Origin of the sequence: Rhizobium sp. P32RR-XVIII (assembly GCF_012641395.1) — a bacterium.
GTDB lineage: Bacteria > Pseudomonadota > Alphaproteobacteria > Rhizobiales > Rhizobiaceae > Rhizobium.
In genome coordinates this window covers 31885-53173 of the sequence record NZ_JABAIH010000008.1, presented here as the reverse complement: position 1 = coordinate 53173, position 21289 = coordinate 31885, and the positions used below count along the sequence as shown (strand labels likewise).

The following is a 21289-nucleotide window of genomic DNA, read 5'->3' as shown; positions in this document are numbered from 1 at the left end:
AAACGCGTCCAATTCAGCGATCACTATCGGTGCTTGGCGGGAAGAGCGGAAGTAATGTCGTGCCGCTTCAGTTGGTGCATCGGTTATCACTCAAATGCATTATGATCTGGCGAATTTGCCCATAGCCAGCCTGCTGCGGCCATTGAGGACTCGGCAAAGCGCGCGCTCGCTTGGGCGGATCCACGGTCACCGAAGGCATAGATCGAACAATCCCACTTCTCCGCCCAACAGCGCCTCTCTGTTGGGCGTGAGGCGCCAAGGACTGATATCTGACAACGCGTGCTGCTATGCACTGAGATTGCAACGGGGATAACAGCCGCTGGAGGACAAACTCAGGGTTGAGAGATCCTTCTCTTCCGGGCGGCCCGGCGAATCAAACATTTACGGGAGTCGACTGCCACGATGAAAGAACCCATCCCTTCCGTCATTCTTGTCCAAGTCATGATGAAGAGATTGTCGAGAACACGTCGCTGACCATATTGAACGATTTCCATCACGGCGCTTCCGCTGAGCAGCGTGGCGTCGCGGCCGAGCCGCCATACTCTGAAGACTTCCATATCGATCATATTTGATAGCCTGCGAGCCTACAATAATCACGTGATTGCTGCATGCCAGAATCGGGCTGACCCCGTTTCTCGTGAGGTCCGCACGGAGCAATTTCGGCGATTTCACTCTGCCAACCCATGGTCGGCCGTTTTTACAGCTCCCGGCTTTGTTTTGCGGGCGATCGGATAATGCAACATTGCTACAACAGCGATATGATTGTTCTAATGAAAGTGATTGTGTTATGGAGTATTCAATAGAAAATCGTTTGACATTGTTATAGATAGAAATATTGTCATTTCAGCTTGCCTCGTGTTGAGATGTATTAGCGTCGAAATATTACTTGGCGTGATGAAAAATGTTAAGAACATGGCTTATAACCGAAAATTACTTCAGTAGAGAGCTGAAGAAGGTACGTGAAATTCCAGTAGAGGAACGCATTGGAGCGCTCCGGCGAATTGCCAACCGCAACATCGACTTTCCAAGCGTTGTAAAGCTTGATGGGTTAATTCAACGAACGATTGAGCATATCCCTGAACCCAGGGGCCTCACCTCCGCGCGGCTGGCCATTTTAAGCACGTCGACGACCGTCCACTTGCCGCCTGCCATCCGCGTCGCCTGCTTGGGTAGGGGACTGCTTGTCCAGGTTTACGAGCCAGCCTATGGACAGTTCCTGCAGGAACTGAGCGACCCGCAATCTGGCCTTCGCGCATTTGCACCCTCGGCTGTGATATTTGCTCACGATCCTTATACTTTGTTCGGCAATGACGGAGCAGGGCTTTCAGTGGAGGCACGTGTCGAGCGCAAGCTCGATGACATCGTATCGCAATGGCGTCAGGTGCGCGAAACATCGGACGCTATCATTCTGCAACAGGTTCCGTTCAATCCTCTGCCGCGTTTGGTTGGAGAGAACGAACGCCGATTTGGCGAATCGTTATCCGCATTGATCCGGCATTTTCAAGAGCGCATCATCGCCGCTGCCGCTGCCGCCGGTGTGGATGTCATAGATCTCGACCATTGGTCGGCCAAGAACGGTCTGACTACGTGGCACTCCCCTGCACTGTGGCACCGGAGCAAGCACGAGGTGCATCCTGTTGTCACGCCGCTCTACGGCGACATCGTCGCGCGCGTGCTTGCCGCCCGGTTCGGGAAGTCGGCGAAATGCTTGGTTCTCGATCTCGACAATACGCTCTGGTCGGGCGTCATCGGCGATGACGGGCTGGAAGGCATCGTTATAGGTCAAGGATCAGCTCTGGGCGAGGCGCATCTGAGCCTGCAGCGTTACGCGAAGCAACTTGCGATGCGGGGTGTCATTCTGGCGGTCTGCTCAAAGAATGACGATGCCGTAGCGCGTTTGCCATTCGAGCGGCATCCGGACATGCTCTTGAAGCTCGATGATATCTCCGTATTCTGCGCGAACTGGTCTAATAAGGCCGACAATATTCGCCAGATAGCGGCAGAGCTGAATATTGGAACCGACGCTGTTGTCTTTGTCGACGATAATCCATTTGAGCGTGAACTGGTGCGCCGCGAATTGCCCGAAGTCAGCGTTCCTGAACTGCCGGAAGACGCGGCTGACTACGCAAGCACCATCTCGGATGGCGGGTATTTCGAAGCCGTGGCCATCACGGCAGAGGACGTAGCAAAAACCGAACAGTATCGTTCAAATGCACAGCGTAAGGAGCTAGAAAGCTCCACAACCGATCTCGGCGCCTATTTGTCAGCTCTGGACATGACGCTCAAAGCGGCTTCTTTCGACGAAATTGGGCTGGCCCGCATCGTTCAGTTGATCAACAAAACCAATCAATTCAACTTGACCACTCGCCGTTACACGGATGAGGAAGTGCGCAAGCTGATTGGCCGGCCGGACGTCGTGACGCGGCAGCTGCGGTTGATCGACCGATTTGGAGATAACGGGGTCATCGGCATCGTCATCGGGCGGCTGCTGGATGACGGCGCATCCCTCAACATTGAAACATGGCTGATGAGTTGCCGGGTCCTTGGTCGCCAGGTGGAGCAGGCGACGCTCGATATTGTCGTTCAAGCAGCGGCGGAGCTACAGGCCACTTCGATCATTGGCACATTTATCCCCAGCGGGCGGAACAACATCGTCCGCGATCATTTTGCAAATCTCGGTTTCTCGCGAGTGTCAGAGAGCGGCGATCATTCGCGGTGGTCACTGGATCTTTCGCACTACATCGCCAAGCCCACGCACATAACCACAGAGATCCATGTATGACGAACGATCAAATTCTGGCATCCCTCACGGAGATATTCCGCGATATTCTCGACGACGAAGATCTGCAGCTCACGCTGCAGTCTACGGCTGCCGACATACAGGATTGGGATTCGGCCAATCATATTAACATCATCGTTTCGGCGGAGATGCGTTTCAAGATCAAGTTTAACAGTGCGGAGATCGAACGACTGAAGAATGTCGGCGATCTTGTTGAACTCACGCAAAAAAAATTGGTGAGCAAGGCGTGATCAACGAACGGGGACGCATGTTTTCCAGAGCGCTCAGCCCGAAGACATTTTCATCAATCGTCATTCTGGTAGGCGTGACGATTTTCGCCGCCCCCCTCATCGACATTCCACAGCTGCGGCTGATTGCTCTAGCACGCACGGCGTCGGCGAGGATTGTGATCGTGGGTCCGTCAACGATCGACACCGTTTCCAAATGCGATAACGATTCGCGCACGATTGCCGAAATGTTGCAGGATGTTACCCACGAGCCTGTGGTCGATCTTTCCGTCGGCGGGCAAACACTGAGCCAGTCCATCAATTTGGCCGCTATAAGCAGCAAGAATCCCGCGGTCACGGACGTCGTTCTTCCGATAACCCATCAGGCGACCGAAGATTGGACGACCCCATCCTATCGGGAGTTTCTCGCCTTCAAGCTCGTAATGCCGGGGTTCCGAACCTTCGCAGCGGCGGATCTTTCAGATTTCTGGAACGGCATCGCCAATAAGCAGCGCCGCGTCGAGAAGGCTTATTCCTTCGAAGGTAACCAATTTCCCGACTACCACACGATCTCGACGACAGTGTTTTCCAAAGAAAAGAGATTGAGCGGCTGCCCGGAAGTTCTCACGCATGATTCTACCTTCACCAGGAGCTATTTTTGGTGGACGAACGTGCAAACACAAGAAAACGAAAGTCTCTACGATCTTGTGGTCGATCTCCAGAAGGTTGTGACGCAAAATGGAAAGCGGTTCCACGTCGTTGCACTTCCGACAAATCTCGAACTTCTCACCAAGCTGGACAGCAGCTGGCGAGACGTCGTGCAGGCGCAGCAGGTCCGCTTTGTGACCACTCTGAGAGGGCGCGGGGTCGATGTCATAGACCTGTCGGACCGATTTCGCGGTGCTGAATTCATAACGCAATGGTGTGCCTGCATCCACCTTACCGATGCTGGACGGATGCATGTCGTGCGGGCCATCGTTGAGAAAATGCCTGTCCACGTCAGCACGGCGAGCGATCCGACACATGAGCCGCCGACAAGGTAACAAGACATGGTGTTTAGTTCTCTCACGTTCGTTTTCGGCTTTCTGCCCGTTACGCTGATCGGCTTTTTGATCTGCTCAAAGATTAATCTCGGACTCGCAAAGCTCTTCTTGTGTATCGCCTCCATAGCATTTTACGGATGGTGGGAGCCACGCTGGGTCCCGGTCCTCTTGATTTCCATTATTTTCAACTACGCCATGGCTGTCGCGATTATCGATTGCTCAAAGAGGGGGCGCTCGCCAGCTGTCTTGTTATGGGCGGCAATCGGACTGAACCTGCTCGCACTGGTTTACTACAAGTACCTAGCCGCAATGTTGGGTTTCTTCTCGATCGACAGCGGTTGGGCATCGACCGGGCTGCCCCTGGGGATTTCGTTCTTCACCTTTACCCAAATCGCCTTCCTGGTCGATGTCAGCCAGCGGTTTAATGGGCGGCGTTACAGCCCGACGAATTATTTTCTCTTCGTGACCTTCTTTCCGCATCTGATCGCGGGCCCGATCGTTCATCACCGCGATTTGATGCCGCAGTTCGAAGAAAAACGGAACTATCTATTCCAGCCACGCGAATTCGCGATCGGCCTTGCGCTTTTCAGCATCGGGCTGGCAAAGAAAACGCTTCTCGCCGACAGCCTCGCGTCGCTTTCCGCAAAGATGCTCGCGCATGATCATGTCCATGCCCAAGCCGCGTGGGTGGGCGTCATTGCCTATTCGCTGCAACTTTATTTCGATTTTTCCGGCTATTCCGACATGGCAATCGGCCTTGCGCGGATGTTCGGCATCAAGTTTCCGATCAACTTCGATTCGCCTTATAAAGCGACCAGCATCATAGATTTCTGGCAACGCTGGCATATCACGCTAACGCGCTTCCTGACTGCCTATATTTATAATCCGATCGCGCTCGTGCTTGTCAGGCGCAGGGCGTCGGCCGGATTGTCGACCTCGAAAAAAGCCTCGAAGACGGTCGGGGGCTTTCTTGAGATGATTGCGATGCCGACCTTCATCACCATGCTTCTGGCAGGCGTCTGGCATGGAGCAGGGCTGCACTTCGTGGTCTTCGGAGCGCTTCACGGATTCTATATTTCCGTCAACCACGCTTGGCGGACATTTGCGCCTAGAAGTGACGCGCTTACCGGGCGTGCAGCTGGATCCTTGCGGAAAATGGCATACTGGGCACTGGTCTATCTTTGTGTTTTAGTCGCTCAGCTGTTTTTTCGGGCCACTTCGGTTGGCGAGGCGCTGAGGGTCCTTCACGATATGCTCGGTCTTTACAAGGGGGCGACATTTCTCGAACTGCCGGCGCGGCGTGAAATTGCGATCTTCGTCGGTGCTGCGCTGCTTGCTCTCTTTGCGCCTAACACACAGCAAATCATGGCCAGCTTCGAGCCCGCTTTGCCATCCGGACAGGTATTTCGGCAGTCGTTCCTGCAGGCCCGCCTGGACTTGAAATGGGCGGTTAGCCTCGGAGTCATCCTGTCTTTAGGACTGTTCAGCATCAGAGATGGGCAACCCTTTATCTATTTTCAGTTCTAGCACCTGTTAGATTGAGGCCAGAAGATGAGGGTTGTCTGATAGACCTCCGATGTTGAAGCGCTGCCGGATCAGTGTTCTCCTGACCAATCCGGGGGTCGCGTGCCTGCCATTACGTTAAAGTAAAACTCATTCTGGCAATTGTCTTTCGCAAGCCAGTGACAAGCTCCGCCGTAAAACGTGGGCGTACGAGGAGCAATCTGCGCGAAGCCGCTGATGGCCAAGGGTTTCCGCGGCGACAACGACACGATAAGGGTAGCCTCGAAGGCTGACCGTGAAGGAGCCGGAATGCTGTAGCCGTTGCGCTCCAGATGGACGAGGCAGGTCGAGGTGACCCGGCTGATAATGGGCGTAACGCCGGCATGAGAGCCGACGCCTTCTCGGCCAGATATCGGCCATGGTGCCACGCATTATGCGGCGAGAGGCATTGAAGCGTCGCACGGCCTCCGAGACCTGGCTTAGGATACGAGCTGCAAGTGCCGCCTTGTCCTGCGGCAGGAAGCGACCGTAGTGCTGTTGGAACATGTCAGGCGTATCTTGGATCGCGTGGCTCGCCGTTCATACGAACCGCTCTGCTTCAGAACATGGCAACGATTCGCCGAGATTTAGTGGCGGCCGGTGGCGCATGCGCTCACATTGAGAGGTTCTGTTGCAAAGTTTGAGGTAGCCGCGATATGAAATTGATTTAGCGGTGCTCAAGAAAGGGCAACCAGGGTTTCAAATTGTCCGGCGATTGACAGGCTGGAGGTGTGGGCGTCCTGCAACTGACGCTTGCGCAGCATGTGGATCATCTCGATGCCGGACAGGGTCGCCGCTGCTGTCGATGGCACGGTAGAGTTACATCCACCGGCCGCGCACCTTGATATAGGTCTCGTCTGCGTGCCATTTGCCGGTGACGGCGCGCTTGCGCTGATTGAAGCGATCCGCCGGCAGCAGTGCAACGTGGACGACCCAGCGGTGGATTGTCGAGCGATCGACGCGGATACCGCGTTCGGCCATCATTTCCTTCAGATCGCGCAGGCTCAGGCCATAGCTCAGATACCAGCGCACGCACAGCAAGATCACCGATTACTCGAAATGCCGGCCTTTGAACATTGCCAATCTCCGCGACTATCGGAGAGCAATGCCATGTCACCAGTAACCAGAAAGTTTGCAACAGAACCTCGGCGCGGGCAAGTGCCATGTGCAAGTTGGCACTGACGAAGCCTGCGGGCGAGCCGCAATCGAAGGTGCGGCCGTGGAACTCGAACGGCCTGATCATCTGCTTGCCCATAAGAGCGATCATGGCGTCGGTAAGCTGAATCTCGCGGCTGGCGCCGGGGACTGGTTCTCCAGCAGATCGAAGATCTCGGCCTGAAGGATGTAACGTCCGGAAATGAACAGCTTGCTCGGCGTGGTGTCCGGCGCCGGCTTTTCCACGAGACCCGTCACCAGCGGACTGCCATCACCCGTCGGCGTCAGGGACACGATGCTGAATTTGTGGGCCTCCTCGGGGGGCGCGTCTCTCCACGGCGATAATGTTGCCTCCGTGACGGGCATAGAGGTCCATCATCGACTTGAGGCACGGTTCCTCGTCGATCATCAGCATGTCTGGGAGCAAGACGGCAAAGGGCTCGTCACCGACAACCTGGCGCGCCGTCACACCGCGTGGCCAGGCCACGCGCCTGTTGCTGGCGCACGAAGGAAATGCTTCCGGCACCCGGCGCGTGCTGCGCCATCCAGTCGGCCAGGCTATGCTTGCCAGCGTTGCGCAAGCAGGCTTCGATCTCGAAGGCGTGGTCGAAATAGCCTTCGATCGCACCCTTCATCCGCCCGGTGACGATGACGACATGCTCTATCCAGCCTGGAAGGCCTCGGCACCGATGTAGTCAAGGATGGGCCGATCGACGATGGGCAGCAATTCTCTGGGAACGCTCTTGGTTGCCGGCATCATCCCTGTTCCAGAACCGGCGGCGGGGATGATCGTCTTGCGGACTTTCGTTCGCATGTAAGTAGGCTCCAGTCAATGTGACCTTAGATGTTTTCTCAAGGGCATCGGTCGTCTCTTGGTCGAAGCAGTTTTTCAGGGTTGCTCAAGACGAGCGCCGTCAAAGCGCGTGCGGGAGAAGCACAGGGTTCTCGGCCACGGCGGCATCGAGTTTCCGCCGTAGCAGCGCGCCGTAGAGCTTGACGTGGTCGCGCGCGCAACTGAGGTGGTCGGCGGGTTGTCGCATGGAAGTGCGTAGCCGATCCCAGGTTTGGTTATCACCCAATACCTCGACGATGCGGTCCGCGAGATCCTGGCTGCTTCCTGCACGGAAGTGCAGGCCGTCCTGTCCGTCACGCACCTTCTCGGCCATCCCGCCGATATCGGAGCAGATCATCGGCCTGCCATGGAGCAGGGCCTCCTGGATCACGACGGGCGAATTTTCCCACCAGACAGACGGCAGAACCACCCAGTCGACCGAACGCATCAGGCGTGGCACGTCCACGTTCTGGTAAGCGCCATAGAATCGTACGCGCTGGCCGGCGTCTGCGATAAGCGTCTTCATCCGTTCCTGGAATTCGATCGGCTGTCGCTCGAGGTTGCCGCCGAAGATCATCAAGCAGGAGTCTTCGCCCCATATCTCCTTCGGGATGCGCAAAACAGCGTCAATCAGGACGTCGACCCCCTTGAAGGGGGTCATCTGACCGAAATAGGCAAAGCGGTTGCGACGTGGCTTGAGACCTTGCATCGCGCGCGCGGGCACAGCCGCTTCCACGGCGATCCCGTTTTCGATCACACGGAGCTTGTCCTCTTCGATGCCCCATTTGACATAGCGCTCCGCCAGAAACCGGCTGGGCGAGACGAAGGCGTCGGCAAGGCCAAGCATCCCGCGCGCAAACAACTCCCGCTTCAAGAAGTGCGAGACGGGGATGTCGGGAAAGCAACCGTGGCAGGCGATGGGCGAGGCCGCTTCGCAGAGCTGGCCGGACGGCCGTTTCACCATCTGCCCGTGATTGTGGCAGATCGACAGGTATTCGTGGAACGTGACCAGTATGGCCGCGTGGGGAAATGCTTCTCTAAGGGCGTAGAGCGCTTCGAGACCGATGCCGAGGACATGGTGGAAATGCACGACATGGGGCCTAAGATCGCGCGCCAAGCGCAACAGGTCCCGGCTGATCGCCTGCGTATCGCCATTGGACAACAAGAAGTGGTCGTAGTCGTCCGTGTGAAACAGCAACTCATCTTCCGCAAGGCGAAAGCTCATTAGCGCGGACGCGGCATGCCGGGGTACCGGATGGCCGACCCGGGCCAGGTAAACCGATTTCACGTCCGGCAATGCGTTTAGGCCACGATGCAGGTTGTGCGATGCGATTTCTGCCCCGCCGAGCGAGACTGTCGGGTGCGCATGCGAGACCACAAGGACACGAAGCTGCTCGTTCATGCGGGCCTCCTTTCCGGGTGCTTTTCAACTGCGAGGATAGGCCACCATTGGCTCTTGAAGATCTTTCGATCGATCTCTTCCACCAGAGCCGGCATTGCCGGACTGTCCCCGTCGCGTGCGTCGTCGCAGCCCCACATCTGCACCGATGGCAGCAAATAGGAGTCGATGCCGGACCGGCTGAGACGGAGGCCGAGATCCAGGCCTTTTTCTTGCGCGCCCAGATAGCCGCCGGAAAAGCCGCCCGCGCGCGGCAAGGCGTCGCGGGGCATGACGCAGCACTCGAGCGAGGCCGCCGCGATGCGAGTCAGCTTCATTTCGGTAACTGCTTTGAGCGGATATCCGGCATAGCGACCCACAAGTGGCTGGTAGCCGTCGTCGTCCTCGATCCAGTTTCCCGCCCAGCGAACGGAATGGTCCTCGTAAGCCAGGACGGGCGAGACGATACTTCCTTTCAGGGTCGCGGTCGTGGCCAAGAGCTTGCCGTACCAGCCTGTCCCGCGCGGGACCAGTGAGGCGGAGAGCGACACGACCGTTTCACAGGAGAGTGCCTGCGTGCCTGCTTCAAGCATGTCGTAGAAGTCGCCTGCTCCCTTCACCGATACCAACCTGGCCGAAAGGCGATAGAACCGTACGAGTTCTTTGAGGCGGGCGGCCAGCCTGCGAAAGCGCTCGGCAGGCATGGCGATCACGATCGGCGCGCGTCGGGTCTCCGGATCGAGCGCGAGCAGGGCCAGCAGGGGGGAAATGTTCTCCTCTCCCTCCCCAACGCCGATGACGATCGGGGGGCTCCTTTCCTGATCGAAGGATCCATCGTCTAGGATTGCGTCGGTGAACGGTGTCGACCGTCCGCAGTCTCTGAGAAACGGCACAATTTGTGTGTCGACGATCGCCGGCAACGCACAGTTCGCTGGATCGATGGAACCGATCTGGCGCAATGCCGCCAAGCGCGCCGAAACCCGGGTTGGTTTGACTGGCAAAAACGCACGGCGCGAATCGCGAAGCGTCAGTTCGAAGTAGAGAGGCGCACCGGGATCTTCACTCGGCAATTGGGCGTGGGCGATGAACCCATGGGCACGCTGTTCACCTCGAATGCTCTGCGCGAAGTGCTGCAGGTCATTGAAACTGTCCGTGACATCGGGGCGATCGAGGCGCGTCCAGCATTCGTCGAGGCGAGCCGCGCTGTCGCATCTACGAAGTCTTACCGCCGCGACGTGAGCGTCGGGATCATAAAGCCAGCCGGAGGCGAGGAGTTTTCCTTCATCGGCTTCAAATATATTGTCTATTCCCATCCGGACGGGATACGGCAGGTTGGAGACGGTTTCTTTGCCATCAAAGCTGTTAGCAGCCGCTCTCAGGGATAGGAGCACGTCCGGCGCGCCATGTGCGCGCGGCAGGATCGACCGGACGTGTTCGGGCGTTTCCAGCGGGCCGGCGATGCGCTTTCGGGGGTGGACCGCGGCATACCTCCAACCGGCGCGCCCCCGAAAGACCAAGCCTTCGATGTCGCGCGCGCCGGCAGCCTGGTTGGCCTCGAGAAGACCAACAAAACCCGGGGCGCCATCGGGCGCGTCCGGGCGGGAAAAGACGGCGATGCCGCACTCCGAGGCCACCGGTGTCGCGTTGCCGACCACGGACACCCGGCAAGGCCCGGGCACTATGCCGCGGCTCCAGCCCTGCAGGAACGTCGCGCCCTCATGGCTTTCACCAATCAACTCGATGAAACCATCGCTTGCGTGAGCTGTCTGCAAAAGGGCGGTGATGGTCAGAAGTCTACGGCGGTTAAGGTTGCCGGCCATCAGAACCTCCACGAGCCGGTCAATGACGGCGGCTGACTGAGATCCCGCGGATTCGGCCACAATCGAGGCCGCTTCCTCCGCGGAGGCAAGTCGGGGCGCAAAGATGTAGCGTGCGCCCGTTTCCTCCTCGCCGAACAGTATCGTGGCCATGGCGCGGTCCGTGCCCTCTGTCGGCAGGAGCGCTGCGAAGCCGTGCTTAGCCCTTGATGAGGGAGCGGCCAGTCGCCATTCCGAGACAAACGCGCTTCGCGTGCCCGCTTGATCCCCGTCGATGCCGACCGTCACGTCGCCGGCCATCACTTCGCCTGCCATGAGACGACCGAGGCCGATGGTCAGCAAGGTTGTGTCGTCTACGCGGCAGCCGATAACCCTTCCAGGGTGTATTGCCCTGCTCGCCCCATGCTTAACCGCCGTGGGGTTCGTAACCGCGGGGGACTGTTCTGTAACTAGCACTCCTTAACCCCCCACGTCAGATCCTGACAATCAGCGCAAGGCCAGCGCCCGCGGCAAATCCCACCAGAGCGAACAGCAGCAACAGCAGGGGTTTTAACTCGCCGTTCTTACGCTTCTGCAACGCATTCAGGTTCTTCTCCATTCCCGACACCACCCCATCCAGCCGCATCAGATGGACATCGAGATCATTCAGCCGTTGGCCGATATCGACCCTGAGACTTTCGACGGCGTTGCTGAGATCGCTCAGGCCGACTGTCTCGCTCTTGTCGGCATCGATTTCCGTTGTGCGCTGCAGCGAGCGCTGTGAGACCTGCAGTTGCCGCTGCGATGCCATCAGTACGTCGAGCTTGTCGAGCACTTTCGCCAGCGGCGCGGCGATCAGAGCTTCGGCCGCCTGCTCGTCTGGCTGGGGAACGCGCAAGGTCTGCTCCGAACCGCTTCCATTTCGCGCCACGACGACGAGATCGTTCGCGCGCGACTGCACGGGATCGGGCAGTGCGATTTCAAATGCGTGCTTGCCGTCGCCGATACCGTTGCGCCGCAGGTCGGGACGATTGCGATCGGCAACCGTTTCGGCAATCACCTTGCCGTCGAGCAGGACACGGATGGTCAGTCGTTGGTCTGGTGCCATCGGGTCGAATGCCCAGCCGAATACCCGACCCATGTCGATGGCATCCACCCGGCCGTTCATCGGCTTGGCGTTGTCCTGTTCGGATGCGGCGTCCGGTCGTTCAGCGGGATTGGCCATGAGTTCTCCTATGCCTGAAGCTGTGCCGGCTCGAACCGCTCGAGGTAGCGGCGGGCGGTCGTATCGATGTCGTCGGGCTTGCGAGCGTTTTCGGCGAACTGGCGCAGCAGGTCAGGCTCTTCCAATATGTTACGCATCGCGGCGGCGAGCGCTCGCGCATCGTTGGGTGGCACAGTCAGGCCGTTGACGCCGTGCTCGATCATTTCAGCCATGCCCCCGATGTTGCTGGCGATGACCGGGCGGCCCTGAGCCTGGGCCTCCTGAATGACCAACGGCGCGTTCTCCCACCAGACGGAAGGAACAATGGTGCAATCGACCGCAGCCACCAGATCGCCAATATCTTCGCGTCGATAAGGCCCCCGGGGCTGTACGCATTCCGCCGTTTCGGCGAAGCGGCGATCGACCTCGTCGACGAAGGTCTTGCTCTGGAAGGGCGCGCCGCCATGGACGCGAAGCTCGAATTCGAGGCAATCGGCCTGAAGCTGGCGCGCGGCGTCGAGCAATACGGTCACCCCTTTCCAGGGATTGAGATTTCCGAAATAGCCGAAGACCGGCCGCCCGCCTTCGAGTAACTCTCGTCGGGTCCCGGCGTTTCGGATGGGGATGCCATTGGGAATGACGCTAATCGCATCTTCGCCCAACCCCCACTGCACGAAGCGATCCCTTAAAAAAGCGCTTGGCGAGACGAACTGGTCAACCGTGCTCAGCAGGGCCTTCAGGTGCCGTTCGCGCAGGACAAAGCGATCGAGTGGAATGTCCTTGAAGCAGCCATGACAGCGGTCCGGGCTGGCTTGATAGCAAAGCTCCTTGCTGCCGGTGCGCACCATCAGGCCGTCATGATGGCAAATGGGGTAATAGTCATGGAGCGTCATGACGATCTGGCAGTGGGGCAAAGTGCGGCGGACGATGTGAGGGAACTCAGCGCCAAGCAGCAACAGGTGGTGGATGTGGACCACATCCGGCCGGAACTCGCGCAACAACTCCGTTATATCCGGCACCACGCCATAGAGGTCGATCTGGCTCATGAAGAAGCTGTCGAAGTGTCCGGACCACAGCAGGACTTCGTCTCCCGCCGGGCCGATGCCCTGAAAGCTCGTGCCCGGCCTCGCCTCGCGATGGATTTGGTTCGTGGCACCGAGAAACAGCGCCTCGTGCCCCGCGCGCTGGTAGGCGCGAAACAAGTCGTGGGCGAATATCTCCGTTCCACCCGGATGGAGGGACGGGTGGTTGTGGGCGGCCACCAGAATGCGCTTGTTCATCGAGTACTTCCCCGGCGCTTCGCCACGATGAAGTCCTGGTGGTGGCCAGCGTTCGTGCCGCGCCAATGGCCAAGCGATTTCAGCGCGACGGAGAGGCCGGCCCGTTTGAGCGCCTTGTCCAGAAAGCCTTCTTCAAAGCCGATTGCGGCAAGCGGTGGCTGGTTGGGTACGAACCAGAATGGGCTTTGGCCATAGCGACGGAAAGCGAGACGCGGATCGCGCCGCCCGTTTTCATTTGCCGCGGCGATGCCGTCGACCACGAACGCGGTCATGAACATGCGGCCGCTGGGTGACAGGACTCTGCGGATCTCGGAGAGGTAGACAAGCACCTCCGCGGGCGGCAAATGAGTGACCACGGACGTCATGATGACGAAGTCGAAATGATGATCCGGAAAGGGCAAGGCCAAGGCCTTTCCGCTGATCTTGCCGCTCGGGTTGTAGAGCTCGTGCGCGATATCCAATCGCTGAAAGGCGAAATTGGGGTAGGCGGGCGTGATCGTACGCTGGCACCAGCCGATGCCGCCCTCGACCGGGTCGATACCATCGTAGCGGCTCGTTTGCGGATCGAGATACTGGGTGAGCGGCACGGCCATCCGGCCTATACCGCAACCAATGTCGAGCACACGGCTGTCTTCGCGCAGGCCGCCGATGCGAATAAAGTAACCGAGAAACTCCGCCCCTATCGCGCGAAAATCACCGTCTCCCACGAAGACGTTGGTCGAATACGGTCGCGGCAGAAAACGATTGCATCGAACGGATTCGATGAGCCAGCGAACACGGTCTTCATCGATTAGCCGGGCCGGCGCGGGGGGATGCATGAGTGCCGCGTGCGTCACGCCGCGTTCCTTTCCCGGATTCTCCCACCCGCGGCGGCGGGTCGATCCGGGTCTTTACCGAATTGATTCGCCATCAGTTCGGTGATGTCGTCCTCCCAGCGCTGCGTGTGCAGCCATGAGTTGTATTGACTTGCAACGCCGCGCATGTAGTCCTGGCTGCGGCGGATCGAGCGACGCTCGAAATGATACAGGCACGCTGCCGGTTCATAGACTATCTGGAGCCCAAGGCGACGGATCTTGAGGCAGAGGTCGCTGTCCTCGTAGTCGCCGATCACGTAGTCCTCGGTGTAGCCGCCAACGCTCTCGTAAGTGTCCCTGCGGGTCACGAGGCAAGCGCCGGTGACGCCGGGAACCTCGCGGGCATGTTGCGCCGGCGCGTAGTCGCCCGGCATGCCCTTGTGGAAATGGTGGTTCAGCCAGATCCCGCGCTGGTCGCGGCCGAAGTAAAGCCCTGCATGCTGCAGCGATCCGTCTTCGAAAGTCAGCTTCGGGCCGATGGCGCCCAGTTTTGGCCTTTCCAGCAGCGGACGCGACAACACTTGGAGCCAGCCTGGCGCACAAGGCACGACATCCGAATTGAGCATCACCAGGATGGCGCCGCGTGCAAAACGTGCGCCGGCATTGCAAGCGCGCGCGTAGCCTCCGTTGCGATTCATCACCACGAACTTCATCGCCAGCCCGTGCAGAAGGTGCAGGCCGCCCAGCAGGTGCTCCGTCTCGTCCTGAATTTCCGGGGAATCGAGGACATAGATGATCTCCGCGTTGTCGGCGAGCCATGGATCCGTCGCCATCCCGGACAACTGGAAACGCAGGAAGTCGAGAACCCGGTAAAGTGGGACTACGATGGAAACGAGGGGCGCACCTTTGGGAAGGCCGTAGTCCTTGGTGCGGTTGACCTCTATGGTCCTCCCCAATCGTCGCTCGACGTCCTGCAAGGCGGGGGCGAGAATTGTACGGAAGGCGCGGTCGACCGCATGCTGCGGGGGCACGGCGCGAAGGACATGGTTTCGTTGCATTGCGGCCTCGAAAGCCTGTGGCTCCGGGACAAGAGGCATTACCACTCCAGAGGCGAGGCGCATCTGAAATCGTGGCTGCAGGAGCGGTCCGGGGGATTCCGCCAGAGGGACCCAGGCAACGAAACCGGTCACATCGGTTTTACTCTTCTCATCCTTCCCTTGCGCCCATGCCGGAAATTCGTAGCTGTTCCCGTCGAGCGGTACGCCCGTGCCGTCCTCTTTGACGTAGTCGATGCCGGCGAACACGGTTGACGGCGCATGAAACCAGCCGCCGGCCAGCAGACCGCCGTCGAGCGCCAGAGCGAGATCGACCTCTCCGGACGGATGCATCGACGACTTGGCGATCCGGCTTGCCGCCAGTGGCGCGCGAACTTGCAGGTCGATCGCCGTCGCGGCGCCGCTTTCCGGCAATGCGGCGAGCCGACGGACAATCATTTCGCGCAGGTCCACCGCCTGGCGATTTTTATCCCACCAACTCTGAAGGCTGGAATAGCGAGGCTTGCCGTCGGCGAGCTGGCGGATGGCGACGCCATTCTTGCTCAGAAGGACGATGAGAAACGGAGGGGAGGGGGAAGGCGCCTCCGTGATGAAATGGCACGACCGCAAGCCGTGTTTCGCGTTGCGTCCGAGGACAATCCTTACGGCCATGCGTGTGATCGACGCCGCGCCGACCGCGTAGATCGCGGTGATGTCGCCCAGATCCGGATTAATAGTCGTCTCAATCAGATGGCGCCCTTGCGCAACCTGGCACACTATGCTGGCGGCCTGCGGTTCGGGTACGAGCGCGTGAAGGGCGTCTTCAAGCACCATGCTGAACAGATCATCGCTGGCAATGCGGAAGGCGCTTCGCCACACAGTCAGAAGGTTGTTGACGAACTTGATGCGAGCATCTGGCGCGAGACCGGCGAACAGGGCCTCAACATCGAGAGGAGCGAGCGTGCGCGCGGGCTCCATCACGATGGTATCAACGGTGGCGCCGTCTTCAGTGCAGATGTCCACACTCTCCGGCTGCTTTCCTGGCCTCATCGCCCAGAACATGCGTTGCCGTCCGTTGCCAAGCGGGAGCGTCATGCTGACGAGCGGTACTGGCGACTGGTCCATGGACAACAGACACCTTGTGGCGGCGGGAAGGGCTGGGGGGAGATCCAAGATAAGGACGGCCAACTCGGCGCCGAGCCGAAAAATCTCTGCATTCCTGAAATCGCCCGTGGCGTCTATCGATCTGTCGAACGTCACACGCTATCCTCTGAATTGGAATAGCGCGCCCCACGGGAGGAAGCAGGGCGCGCGGGGCTCACGCTCAGTGAACCGTGAAGTAGTGATCGGGATTGGCCTGGATGTCGTCGGCATCGACATTGACCAGGGTGAGCGTATCACCATGTCCGAGATCCACGACGACATTGCCGCCGACCTGGGTGACGCGCGAGGCCAGGTCTTCGGGCGAAGACACGTCGAGGCCATTGATCCCCTTCGAGATCTGCAGCAGATCCTCGCCCGCAGCAAAGTCGAGAATGACGTCATTGCCGCCGCCGCCGTCGAAGACGAAGACGTCATGGCCAGCACCGCCTGTCAACACGTCATTGCCGGCGCCGCCGTCGAGGAAATCGGCACCATCGCCGCCATAGAGGATGTCGTTGCCTTTACCGCCGGACAGAAGGTCGCTTCCGTGTCCGCCGAACAGGGTGTCGTTCCCCTTGTCGCCGTACAGAAGGTCATCACCCCAGCCGCCGACGAGGGTGTCGTGACCGTCTTCACCGTTCAGCAAGTCGCTGCCCTCGCCGCCGAACAGGGTATCGTTTCCCTTTCCGCCGAACAGAAGGTCGTCACCGTCATCACCGAACACGAGGTCGTGCCCGTTGCCGCCGCTCACGAAATCATCGCCCCCATGGGCGCGAATGAAGTCGCTGAAACGGGAGCCGAACAGGGCGTCGTGGTATGCACCGCCTTCCAATGTGGCCATCTGCCTCTCCTCTTCAGGTTTCTATGCACGCGTTGTTCGCACGGGGTGCGACGATTGCGCGCCTGGAATGTGCACTGCAATAAAGAACAGCGCAAGCTTCCTTGGAAGAGAAAACGTCCATTTATGAGAAATAAATTTCCGTTTTTGAGTCTTACCGGTACATAATTTCGGAAATTGCGGCTTTTATAACGTAAATTTCCTGTAGTTTATTTCGAAACAACTTCAAAAATTGAAACAATATACATGTGATATGTCCATATTTTATTCCGCGTCCTAGTCTTCTCTGAAAGCGCGATTGAAACTCTCGGCGACGGGAGAGGTAAGGTACTCGATCGCAAGGCGTGGCTTGTGGATGATCAGCACCTCCGCGGGCATGCCGGGATAGAGGCGGACATCGGGGTTTGCCTTGAAAGATGCCGCGTTGATTTTGGCGCGCGCGACGAAAAATGCGGAGTTTGACTTCTCATCTACCGACTGGTCCGCGGCCACATATATGATGGTGCCTTCCATGGGCAGGCGGGAACGCTGATTATAGGCCGTCAACCGGATTTGCGTTTTGGAGCCCACGGCGATGCTGTCGATGTCACGAGGATTGACGCGCATTTCGATCAGGAGAGGCTCATTTTCCGGAACGATCTCGAGCAGCGCTTGGCCGGGCGTGACCGCGCTGCCAGGGGTGCGCAGGAAGATGTTGCTGATGATCCCGTCCTGCGGAGAGCGGATCTCAAGACGCCGCAGCACGTCGTTCGAGGCCGTGATCTGCTCTTCGACATCCGCGAGATCGACACGTGCCGTTGTGATTTCGCCGGCAATCGTCGACTGAAAATCGGTTTCGATGCCAGTCAGCGCAAGCTGTGCCCCTGCTCCGGCTTTTTCGGCCTGGGCCTTGCCGCCGACGAGTTCGCCCCGCTCCCTCGCAAGCTCGCTTAACTTGGAGTCAATCTCGATAAGTTGCGCGCGCGCCGCGGCGCCTTTTTTCACCAACGTTTCTATCGCCGTCCGCTGCTCGTTGATGAGGCCGATCTGTCGATCGGTCGCCTGGATCTGGATGCCGAGTGACTTCGCTTGTTCGGTATACTCCTCGATGGTTTTTCCCTGGACCTCTAGGCGCCCAGCCTGGTTCTCGCGCCGCTTTTCGAAAAACATCGTCTCCGCCCTGACGGCGTCGTCGACCGCGACGTCCTGGGCATCGCCGAGTTCATGTGGAAAGCTGATCCGCGGCACGTTGGTCTGCTCGGCCTTCAATCGCGCCAGTTTCGCGATCAGGCCGATGCGTCGGATTTGGAGCGACCGCAGGCTGGAACGGGCGCGCGTATCCTCCAACTCGATCAGGGGCTGCCCGGCGGACACCTTGTCGCCCTCCTGAACGAGTAGCCGGCTCATGACGCCGCCTTCAAAATGGCTGACGGTCTTTCGCTTCGAATCGACGATAACCGTGCCGCTGGCGACTGTCGCGCTGCTGAGTTCGGTCGAAAGCGCCCAGGCAAAAAATCCACCGAAGGACACCAGGATCGTGGCCATCCCCGCGATGACAAGACGGCGGAGCGGCGAGCGGGTATCAAATTGTTCGAATTCCAGATCCGAAGGGCTGACACTCAGCGGCACCGGCTGGTGCATCTGTAGGCGCCGTTCGGAAAGGTCGGGGCGGGCCGCAAGGGGCCTCTTCTCCGTCATATCGCGGCCACCTCGCGGCGTACTTCGCCCGGCATTGTGGCCGGAATCACGTCCGTTCGCGGCCCGAACTGTGTGACGCGGCCGTTTTCAAGCACGAGCAGCTTGTCGGCGACCTGCATGATGGCTGGCCTGTGAGCGATTATGATGACGATGGCGCCGTCGTCGCGCGCGTGCTGGATCGCGCGGATGAGAGCCCGCTCGCCAATCGTGTCTAGGTTTGCGTTCGGCTCGTCGAGCACGATGAGGCGAGGCCGGTTGTAGAGGCAACGTGCCAACGCTATGCGCTGCCGCTGCCCTCCGGAAAGGGTCAGGTGGCCGTCACCGACGGGCGTGTCGTAGCCCAGTGGCAGGCGTCCGATCATGTCGTGGATGTCGGCCAATCGCGCCGCCTCCAGCACTTTGTATGGATCGCTGTCCGCCATCCGCCCGATGTTTTCTCGAATCGTGCCCTCCAAAAGAGAGACCGATTGCGGCAGATATCCGACCACTTGGCCGAACGAGCTGCGCTCCCAGAGATAGGTGTTGTTGCCATCGAGGAAGACGCCGCCGGACGTGGGTCGCAAGATTCCGACCAGCAGCCGCGCGAGGGTCGATTTACCAGCCGCGGAGGGACCGATCACACCCAGGACCTCGCCCGGAGAGAGTGAGAAGGAAATGCCCTTGATGATCGGCACATCCAGTCCCGGGGCTGCGTAGACCAGTTTGTCGACCACGATGTCGCCCGACGAATGCGGCGTGGGCATCGTTTGGCGGATAGCAAGGTCCGACTTGAGCGTGGCCTCAAGGCGACGCCAGCCCTCGATCGCCAGCACCCACTGCCGCCAATTGTCGATGACCGAATCGAAAGGAATCAGGAGGCGTCCAACAAGAATGCTCGATGCCATCATTGCGCCGGGCGTGATTGCCTGCTCAAGCACCAGAAACGCTCCGGCCGCCAGGGTGACGATCTGGATGGAATAGCGCAGGCTGCGGGTGATGGACGACATCGCCTTGCTCCTGCTCCCGCTCACTTCAAAGGCACCGAGGGCTTGCATTTGCAGGGCGCGCCAACGATGCGCCAGGGCCGGTAACATGCCCATCGCCTCGATAGCCTCGGCATGTCGCAGGGATGCGCCAATCTTTGACACAGCTTCGACATTAGTCTGGTTCGCTTCCTTGGTGAGTTGGCGTGTCAGCATGTCCGTGACAAGGCCGCCGCAAAGGAGCAGCGCCGCGGAAACCGCCCCGATGAGGCCGAAAAGCGGATGCAGAACGAAAAGGGTGCCGAGGAAGATTGGTGACCAGGCCGCGTCGAGGGGCGCGGTCACCGCTGACGAGGTCAGGAAACTTCGCAATTCCGCGATGTCCCGAAGCGACTGGGTCGCGCGCGACAGGCCCTGGTCGACCGAGGCCTGAACGGCGGCGGCCAGGACTGGCATGTTTAAACGGCGCACGAGCGCGCCACCGATGGCTTGGAAAGAGAGGGCGCGGATGAATTCCAGAACACCGAGCACCACAAGGGCGCCGATCGCCAAAATGGTGAGCATGACGAGCGTGTCCATGCTCTGACTGTTGAGCACCCTGTCATGAACTTGCAGCATAAACAGAGGCATAGTGAGTTGTAGTAAATTCAGACAGACGCTAAGCGCCGCCGCATATAGTAACCCGGACAAGAATACACGCTTTGCTTGTGCAATCAGCAACCCTGGGCTGCGTTGATCTTTGCCTCTCGAAATTTGACCCTTGCTTCTTGTCTCATTTTGAACAGTATCACGCATGGCGATTTGCCTTGAGTTAACGTTATGGCCATCTGCTGAAGGACAGAATTGGTTATAACCGGGCGGAGGTGTAGTATTGCTTTTGCCAATCTGGCATAGAAGGGGGGGGTGTGCAAGGTCAGGTTAATCGGGGTGATGAGGCGTAATTTAAGATTACTTCAATTTTTGAAGTAGTTTTCCGAAATGGGGACTATAATGGACGAAAGTAATGCGCTTAATCTTTCCGAACTGAATGACGATCTGAGAATTCAAAATAAGGGTCAGGCAGCACAAGCAGATCCCGGGCATGCTCAAGATGTCGAGTCTGGTGACCTCCGGCAGATCACGTATTTCGAGCTCGCTCGCCTCATGGAGCGGGCAAGCCGACGGTTTTCGGGCTTGATACGCGCGGAGCTCACCAAGCTTCGTGTAGATGACGTTGGGCCGGCGCAGGCAATGATACTACTCGCAATCGGCGATTCGGAGCTTTCGGTCGCCGAGCTTCTGGATCGTGGGCATTATGTTGGTTCCAATGTTTCCTACTATTTGAAGCAGCTTGCCGACGGCGACTATATTGATCGCGTTGCCTCCCAGCGCGACAAGCGGTCCGCACGCATCAAGCTGACGGAGAAGGGGCGGCAGCTGAGGGCAAATCTCCGCGACGCGGCGATGACCTATGAGCGCGCGGTGAAGCGTGGTGACCAGGATCAGCGGATGCTTGAGACGGCCTTCCAGACACTGCACGAGCTTGAACTGGCCTGGGCCAACGCTTCACGGTTCGGCGTCTAAGCGGTGGGTGGTGCCGTGGGCCCGGCGAGGGCGGACTAGACG

General features: G+C 59.0%; 16 protein-coding genes and 2 pseudogenes. 5 read left to right on the top strand and 13 right to left on the bottom strand.

Features of this window, described 5'->3' with window-relative positions:
* Nucleotides 1–332: 332 nt before the first annotated feature.
* Nucleotides 333–566, bottom strand: coding sequence for a hypothetical protein (locus tag HGP14_RS21745; protein WP_168831969.1), 234 nt, complete (start codon nucleotides 564–566; stop codon nucleotides 333–335).
* 335 nt (nucleotides 567–901) lie between these two features.
* Between HGP14_RS21745 and HGP14_RS21740 the strand changes: the two genes are divergently transcribed.
* From HGP14_RS21740 to HGP14_RS21725, 4 genes are read left to right on the top strand one after another with little or no spacing between them, the layout of a single operon-like run.
* On the top strand, nucleotides 902–2782 hold the full coding sequence (locus HGP14_RS21740) for an HAD-IIIC family phosphatase (RefSeq protein WP_168831968.1): 1881 nt from the start codon (nucleotides 902–904) through the stop codon (nucleotides 2780–2782).
* The gene (locus tag HGP14_RS21735; protein ID WP_168831967.1) at nucleotides 2779–3030 is read left to right on the top strand and encodes an acyl carrier protein; all 252 of its coding nucleotides are present in this window, start codon (nucleotides 2779–2781) and stop codon (nucleotides 3028–3030) included. Before HGP14_RS21740 ends, HGP14_RS21735 begins: the two co-directional genes overlap by 4 nt.
* On the top strand, nucleotides 3027–4049 hold the full coding sequence (locus HGP14_RS21730) for a hypothetical protein (RefSeq protein ID WP_168831966.1): 1023 nt from the start codon (nucleotides 3027–3029) through the stop codon (nucleotides 4047–4049). The genes HGP14_RS21735 and HGP14_RS21730 overlap by 4 nt, the downstream gene beginning before the upstream one ends.
* Before the next feature lie 6 nt (nucleotides 4050–4055).
* Nucleotides 4056–5576: an MBOAT family protein gene (locus HGP14_RS21725; RefSeq protein ID WP_168831965.1), complete on the top strand. Its 1521-nt coding sequence runs from the start codon at nucleotides 4056–4058 to the stop codon at nucleotides 5574–5576.
* A 692-nt stretch (nucleotides 5577–6268) separates the two neighbouring features.
* On the opposite strand, the gene HGP14_RS36260 is transcribed toward HGP14_RS21725, so the two are convergent.
* From HGP14_RS36260 to HGP14_RS21670, 12 genes and pseudogenes are all read right to left on the bottom strand, one after another.
* On the bottom strand, nucleotides 6269–6403 hold the full coding sequence (locus tag HGP14_RS36260; RefSeq protein ID WP_281408110.1) for a hypothetical protein: 135 nt from the start codon (nucleotides 6401–6403) through the stop codon (nucleotides 6269–6271).
* Nucleotides 6404–6413: 10 nt separating this feature from the next.
* Nucleotides 6414–6638, bottom strand: a pseudogene (locus HGP14_RS21720) (transposase); the annotation flags it as partial.
* Between the two features lie 94 nt (nucleotides 6639–6732).
* Nucleotides 6733–7560, bottom strand: a pseudogene (locus HGP14_RS21715) (UTP--glucose-1-phosphate uridylyltransferase); the annotation flags it as partial.
* A gap of 100 nt (nucleotides 7561–7660) precedes the next feature.
* Nucleotides 7661–8980, bottom strand: coding sequence for a glycosyltransferase family 4 protein (locus HGP14_RS21710; RefSeq protein WP_168831964.1), 1320 nt, complete (start codon nucleotides 8978–8980; stop codon nucleotides 7661–7663).
* Complete coding sequence (locus HGP14_RS21705) at nucleotides 8977–11229, bottom strand: glycosyltransferase family 2 protein (protein WP_168831963.1); 2253 nt, start codon at nucleotides 11227–11229, stop codon at nucleotides 8977–8979. Before HGP14_RS21705 ends, HGP14_RS21710 begins: the two co-directional genes overlap by 4 nt.
* A 16-nt stretch (nucleotides 11230–11245) precedes the next feature.
* Nucleotides 11246–11977, bottom strand: coding sequence for a hypothetical protein (locus HGP14_RS21700; protein ID WP_168831962.1), 732 nt, complete (start codon nucleotides 11975–11977; stop codon nucleotides 11246–11248).
* A gap of 8 nt (nucleotides 11978–11985) precedes the next feature.
* Nucleotides 11986–13236, bottom strand: a complete 1251-nt coding sequence (locus HGP14_RS21695) for a glycosyltransferase family 4 protein (protein ID WP_168832183.1) — start codon at nucleotides 13234–13236, stop codon at nucleotides 11986–11988.
* Nucleotides 13233–14072 carry a class I SAM-dependent methyltransferase gene (locus HGP14_RS21690; protein WP_168831961.1) on the bottom strand — a complete coding sequence of 280 codons (840 nt, stop codon included), beginning with the start codon at nucleotides 14070–14072 and terminating at the stop codon, nucleotides 13233–13235. The genes HGP14_RS21695 and HGP14_RS21690 overlap by 4 nt, the downstream gene beginning before the upstream one ends.
* A complete protein-coding gene (locus tag HGP14_RS21685) occupies nucleotides 14069–16324 on the bottom strand; it encodes a glycosyltransferase (protein ID WP_168831960.1) in 2256 nt (751 codons plus the stop codon). Before HGP14_RS21685 ends, HGP14_RS21690 begins: the two co-directional genes overlap by 4 nt.
* A 64-nt stretch (nucleotides 16325–16388) precedes the next feature.
* Nucleotides 16389–17048: a calcium-binding protein gene (locus HGP14_RS21680; protein ID WP_168831959.1), complete on the bottom strand. Its 660-nt coding sequence runs from the start codon at nucleotides 17046–17048 to the stop codon at nucleotides 16389–16391.
* 273 nt (nucleotides 17049–17321) lie between these two features.
* Nucleotides 17322–18722, bottom strand: coding sequence for an HlyD family type I secretion periplasmic adaptor subunit (locus HGP14_RS21675; protein ID WP_168831958.1), 1401 nt, complete (start codon nucleotides 18720–18722; stop codon nucleotides 17322–17324).
* On the bottom strand, nucleotides 18719–20479 hold the full coding sequence (locus HGP14_RS21670) for a type I secretion system permease/ATPase (RefSeq protein ID WP_168831957.1): 1761 nt from the start codon (nucleotides 20477–20479) through the stop codon (nucleotides 18719–18721). Before HGP14_RS21670 ends, HGP14_RS21675 begins: the two co-directional genes overlap by 4 nt.
* A gap of 195 nt (nucleotides 20480–20674) precedes the next feature.
* On the opposite strand from HGP14_RS21670, the gene HGP14_RS21665 reads away from it, so the two are divergent.
* Entirely contained in the window at nucleotides 20675–21247 is a 573-nt protein-coding gene (locus tag HGP14_RS21665) for a MarR family transcriptional regulator (protein ID WP_168831956.1), read from the top strand.
* Nucleotides 21248–21289 lie beyond the last annotated feature (42 nt).

Excerpts from the sequence above, each read along its gene's own strand:
- HGP14_RS21745 (WP_168831969.1), bottom strand. The coding sequence starts at position 566 with ATGATCGATATGGAAGTCTTCAGAGTATGGCGGCTCGGCCGCGACGCC.
- HGP14_RS21670 (WP_168831957.1), bottom strand. The coding sequence starts at position 20,479 with ATGCGTGATACTGTTCAAAATGAGACAAGAAGCAAGGGTCAAATTTCG.
- HGP14_RS21675 (WP_168831958.1), bottom strand. The coding sequence starts at position 18,722 with ATGACGGAGAAGAGGCCCCTTGCGGCCCGCCCCGACCTTTCCGAACGG.
- HGP14_RS21725 (WP_168831965.1), top strand. The coding sequence starts at position 4,056 with ATGGTGTTTAGTTCTCTCACGTTCGTTTTCGGCTTTCTGCCCGTTACG.
- HGP14_RS21740 (WP_168831968.1), top strand. The coding sequence starts at position 902 with ATGTTAAGAACATGGCTTATAACCGAAAATTACTTCAGTAGAGAGCTG.
- HGP14_RS21710 (WP_168831964.1), bottom strand. The coding sequence starts at position 8,980 with ATGAACGAGCAGCTTCGTGTCCTTGTGGTCTCGCATGCGCACCCGACA.
- HGP14_RS21735 (WP_168831967.1), top strand. The coding sequence starts at position 2,779 with ATGACGAACGATCAAATTCTGGCATCCCTCACGGAGATATTCCGCGAT.
- HGP14_RS21665 (WP_168831956.1), top strand. The coding sequence starts at position 20,675 with ATGGACGAAAGTAATGCGCTTAATCTTTCCGAACTGAATGACGATCTG.
- HGP14_RS21680 (WP_168831959.1), bottom strand. The coding sequence starts at position 17,048 with ATGGCCACATTGGAAGGCGGTGCATACCACGACGCCCTGTTCGGCTCC.
- HGP14_RS21695 (WP_168832183.1), bottom strand. The coding sequence starts at position 13,236 with ATGAACAAGCGCATTCTGGTGGCCGCCCACAACCACCCGTCCCTCCAT.
- HGP14_RS21700 (WP_168831962.1), bottom strand. The coding sequence starts at position 11,977 with ATGGCCAATCCCGCTGAACGACCGGACGCCGCATCCGAACAGGACAAC.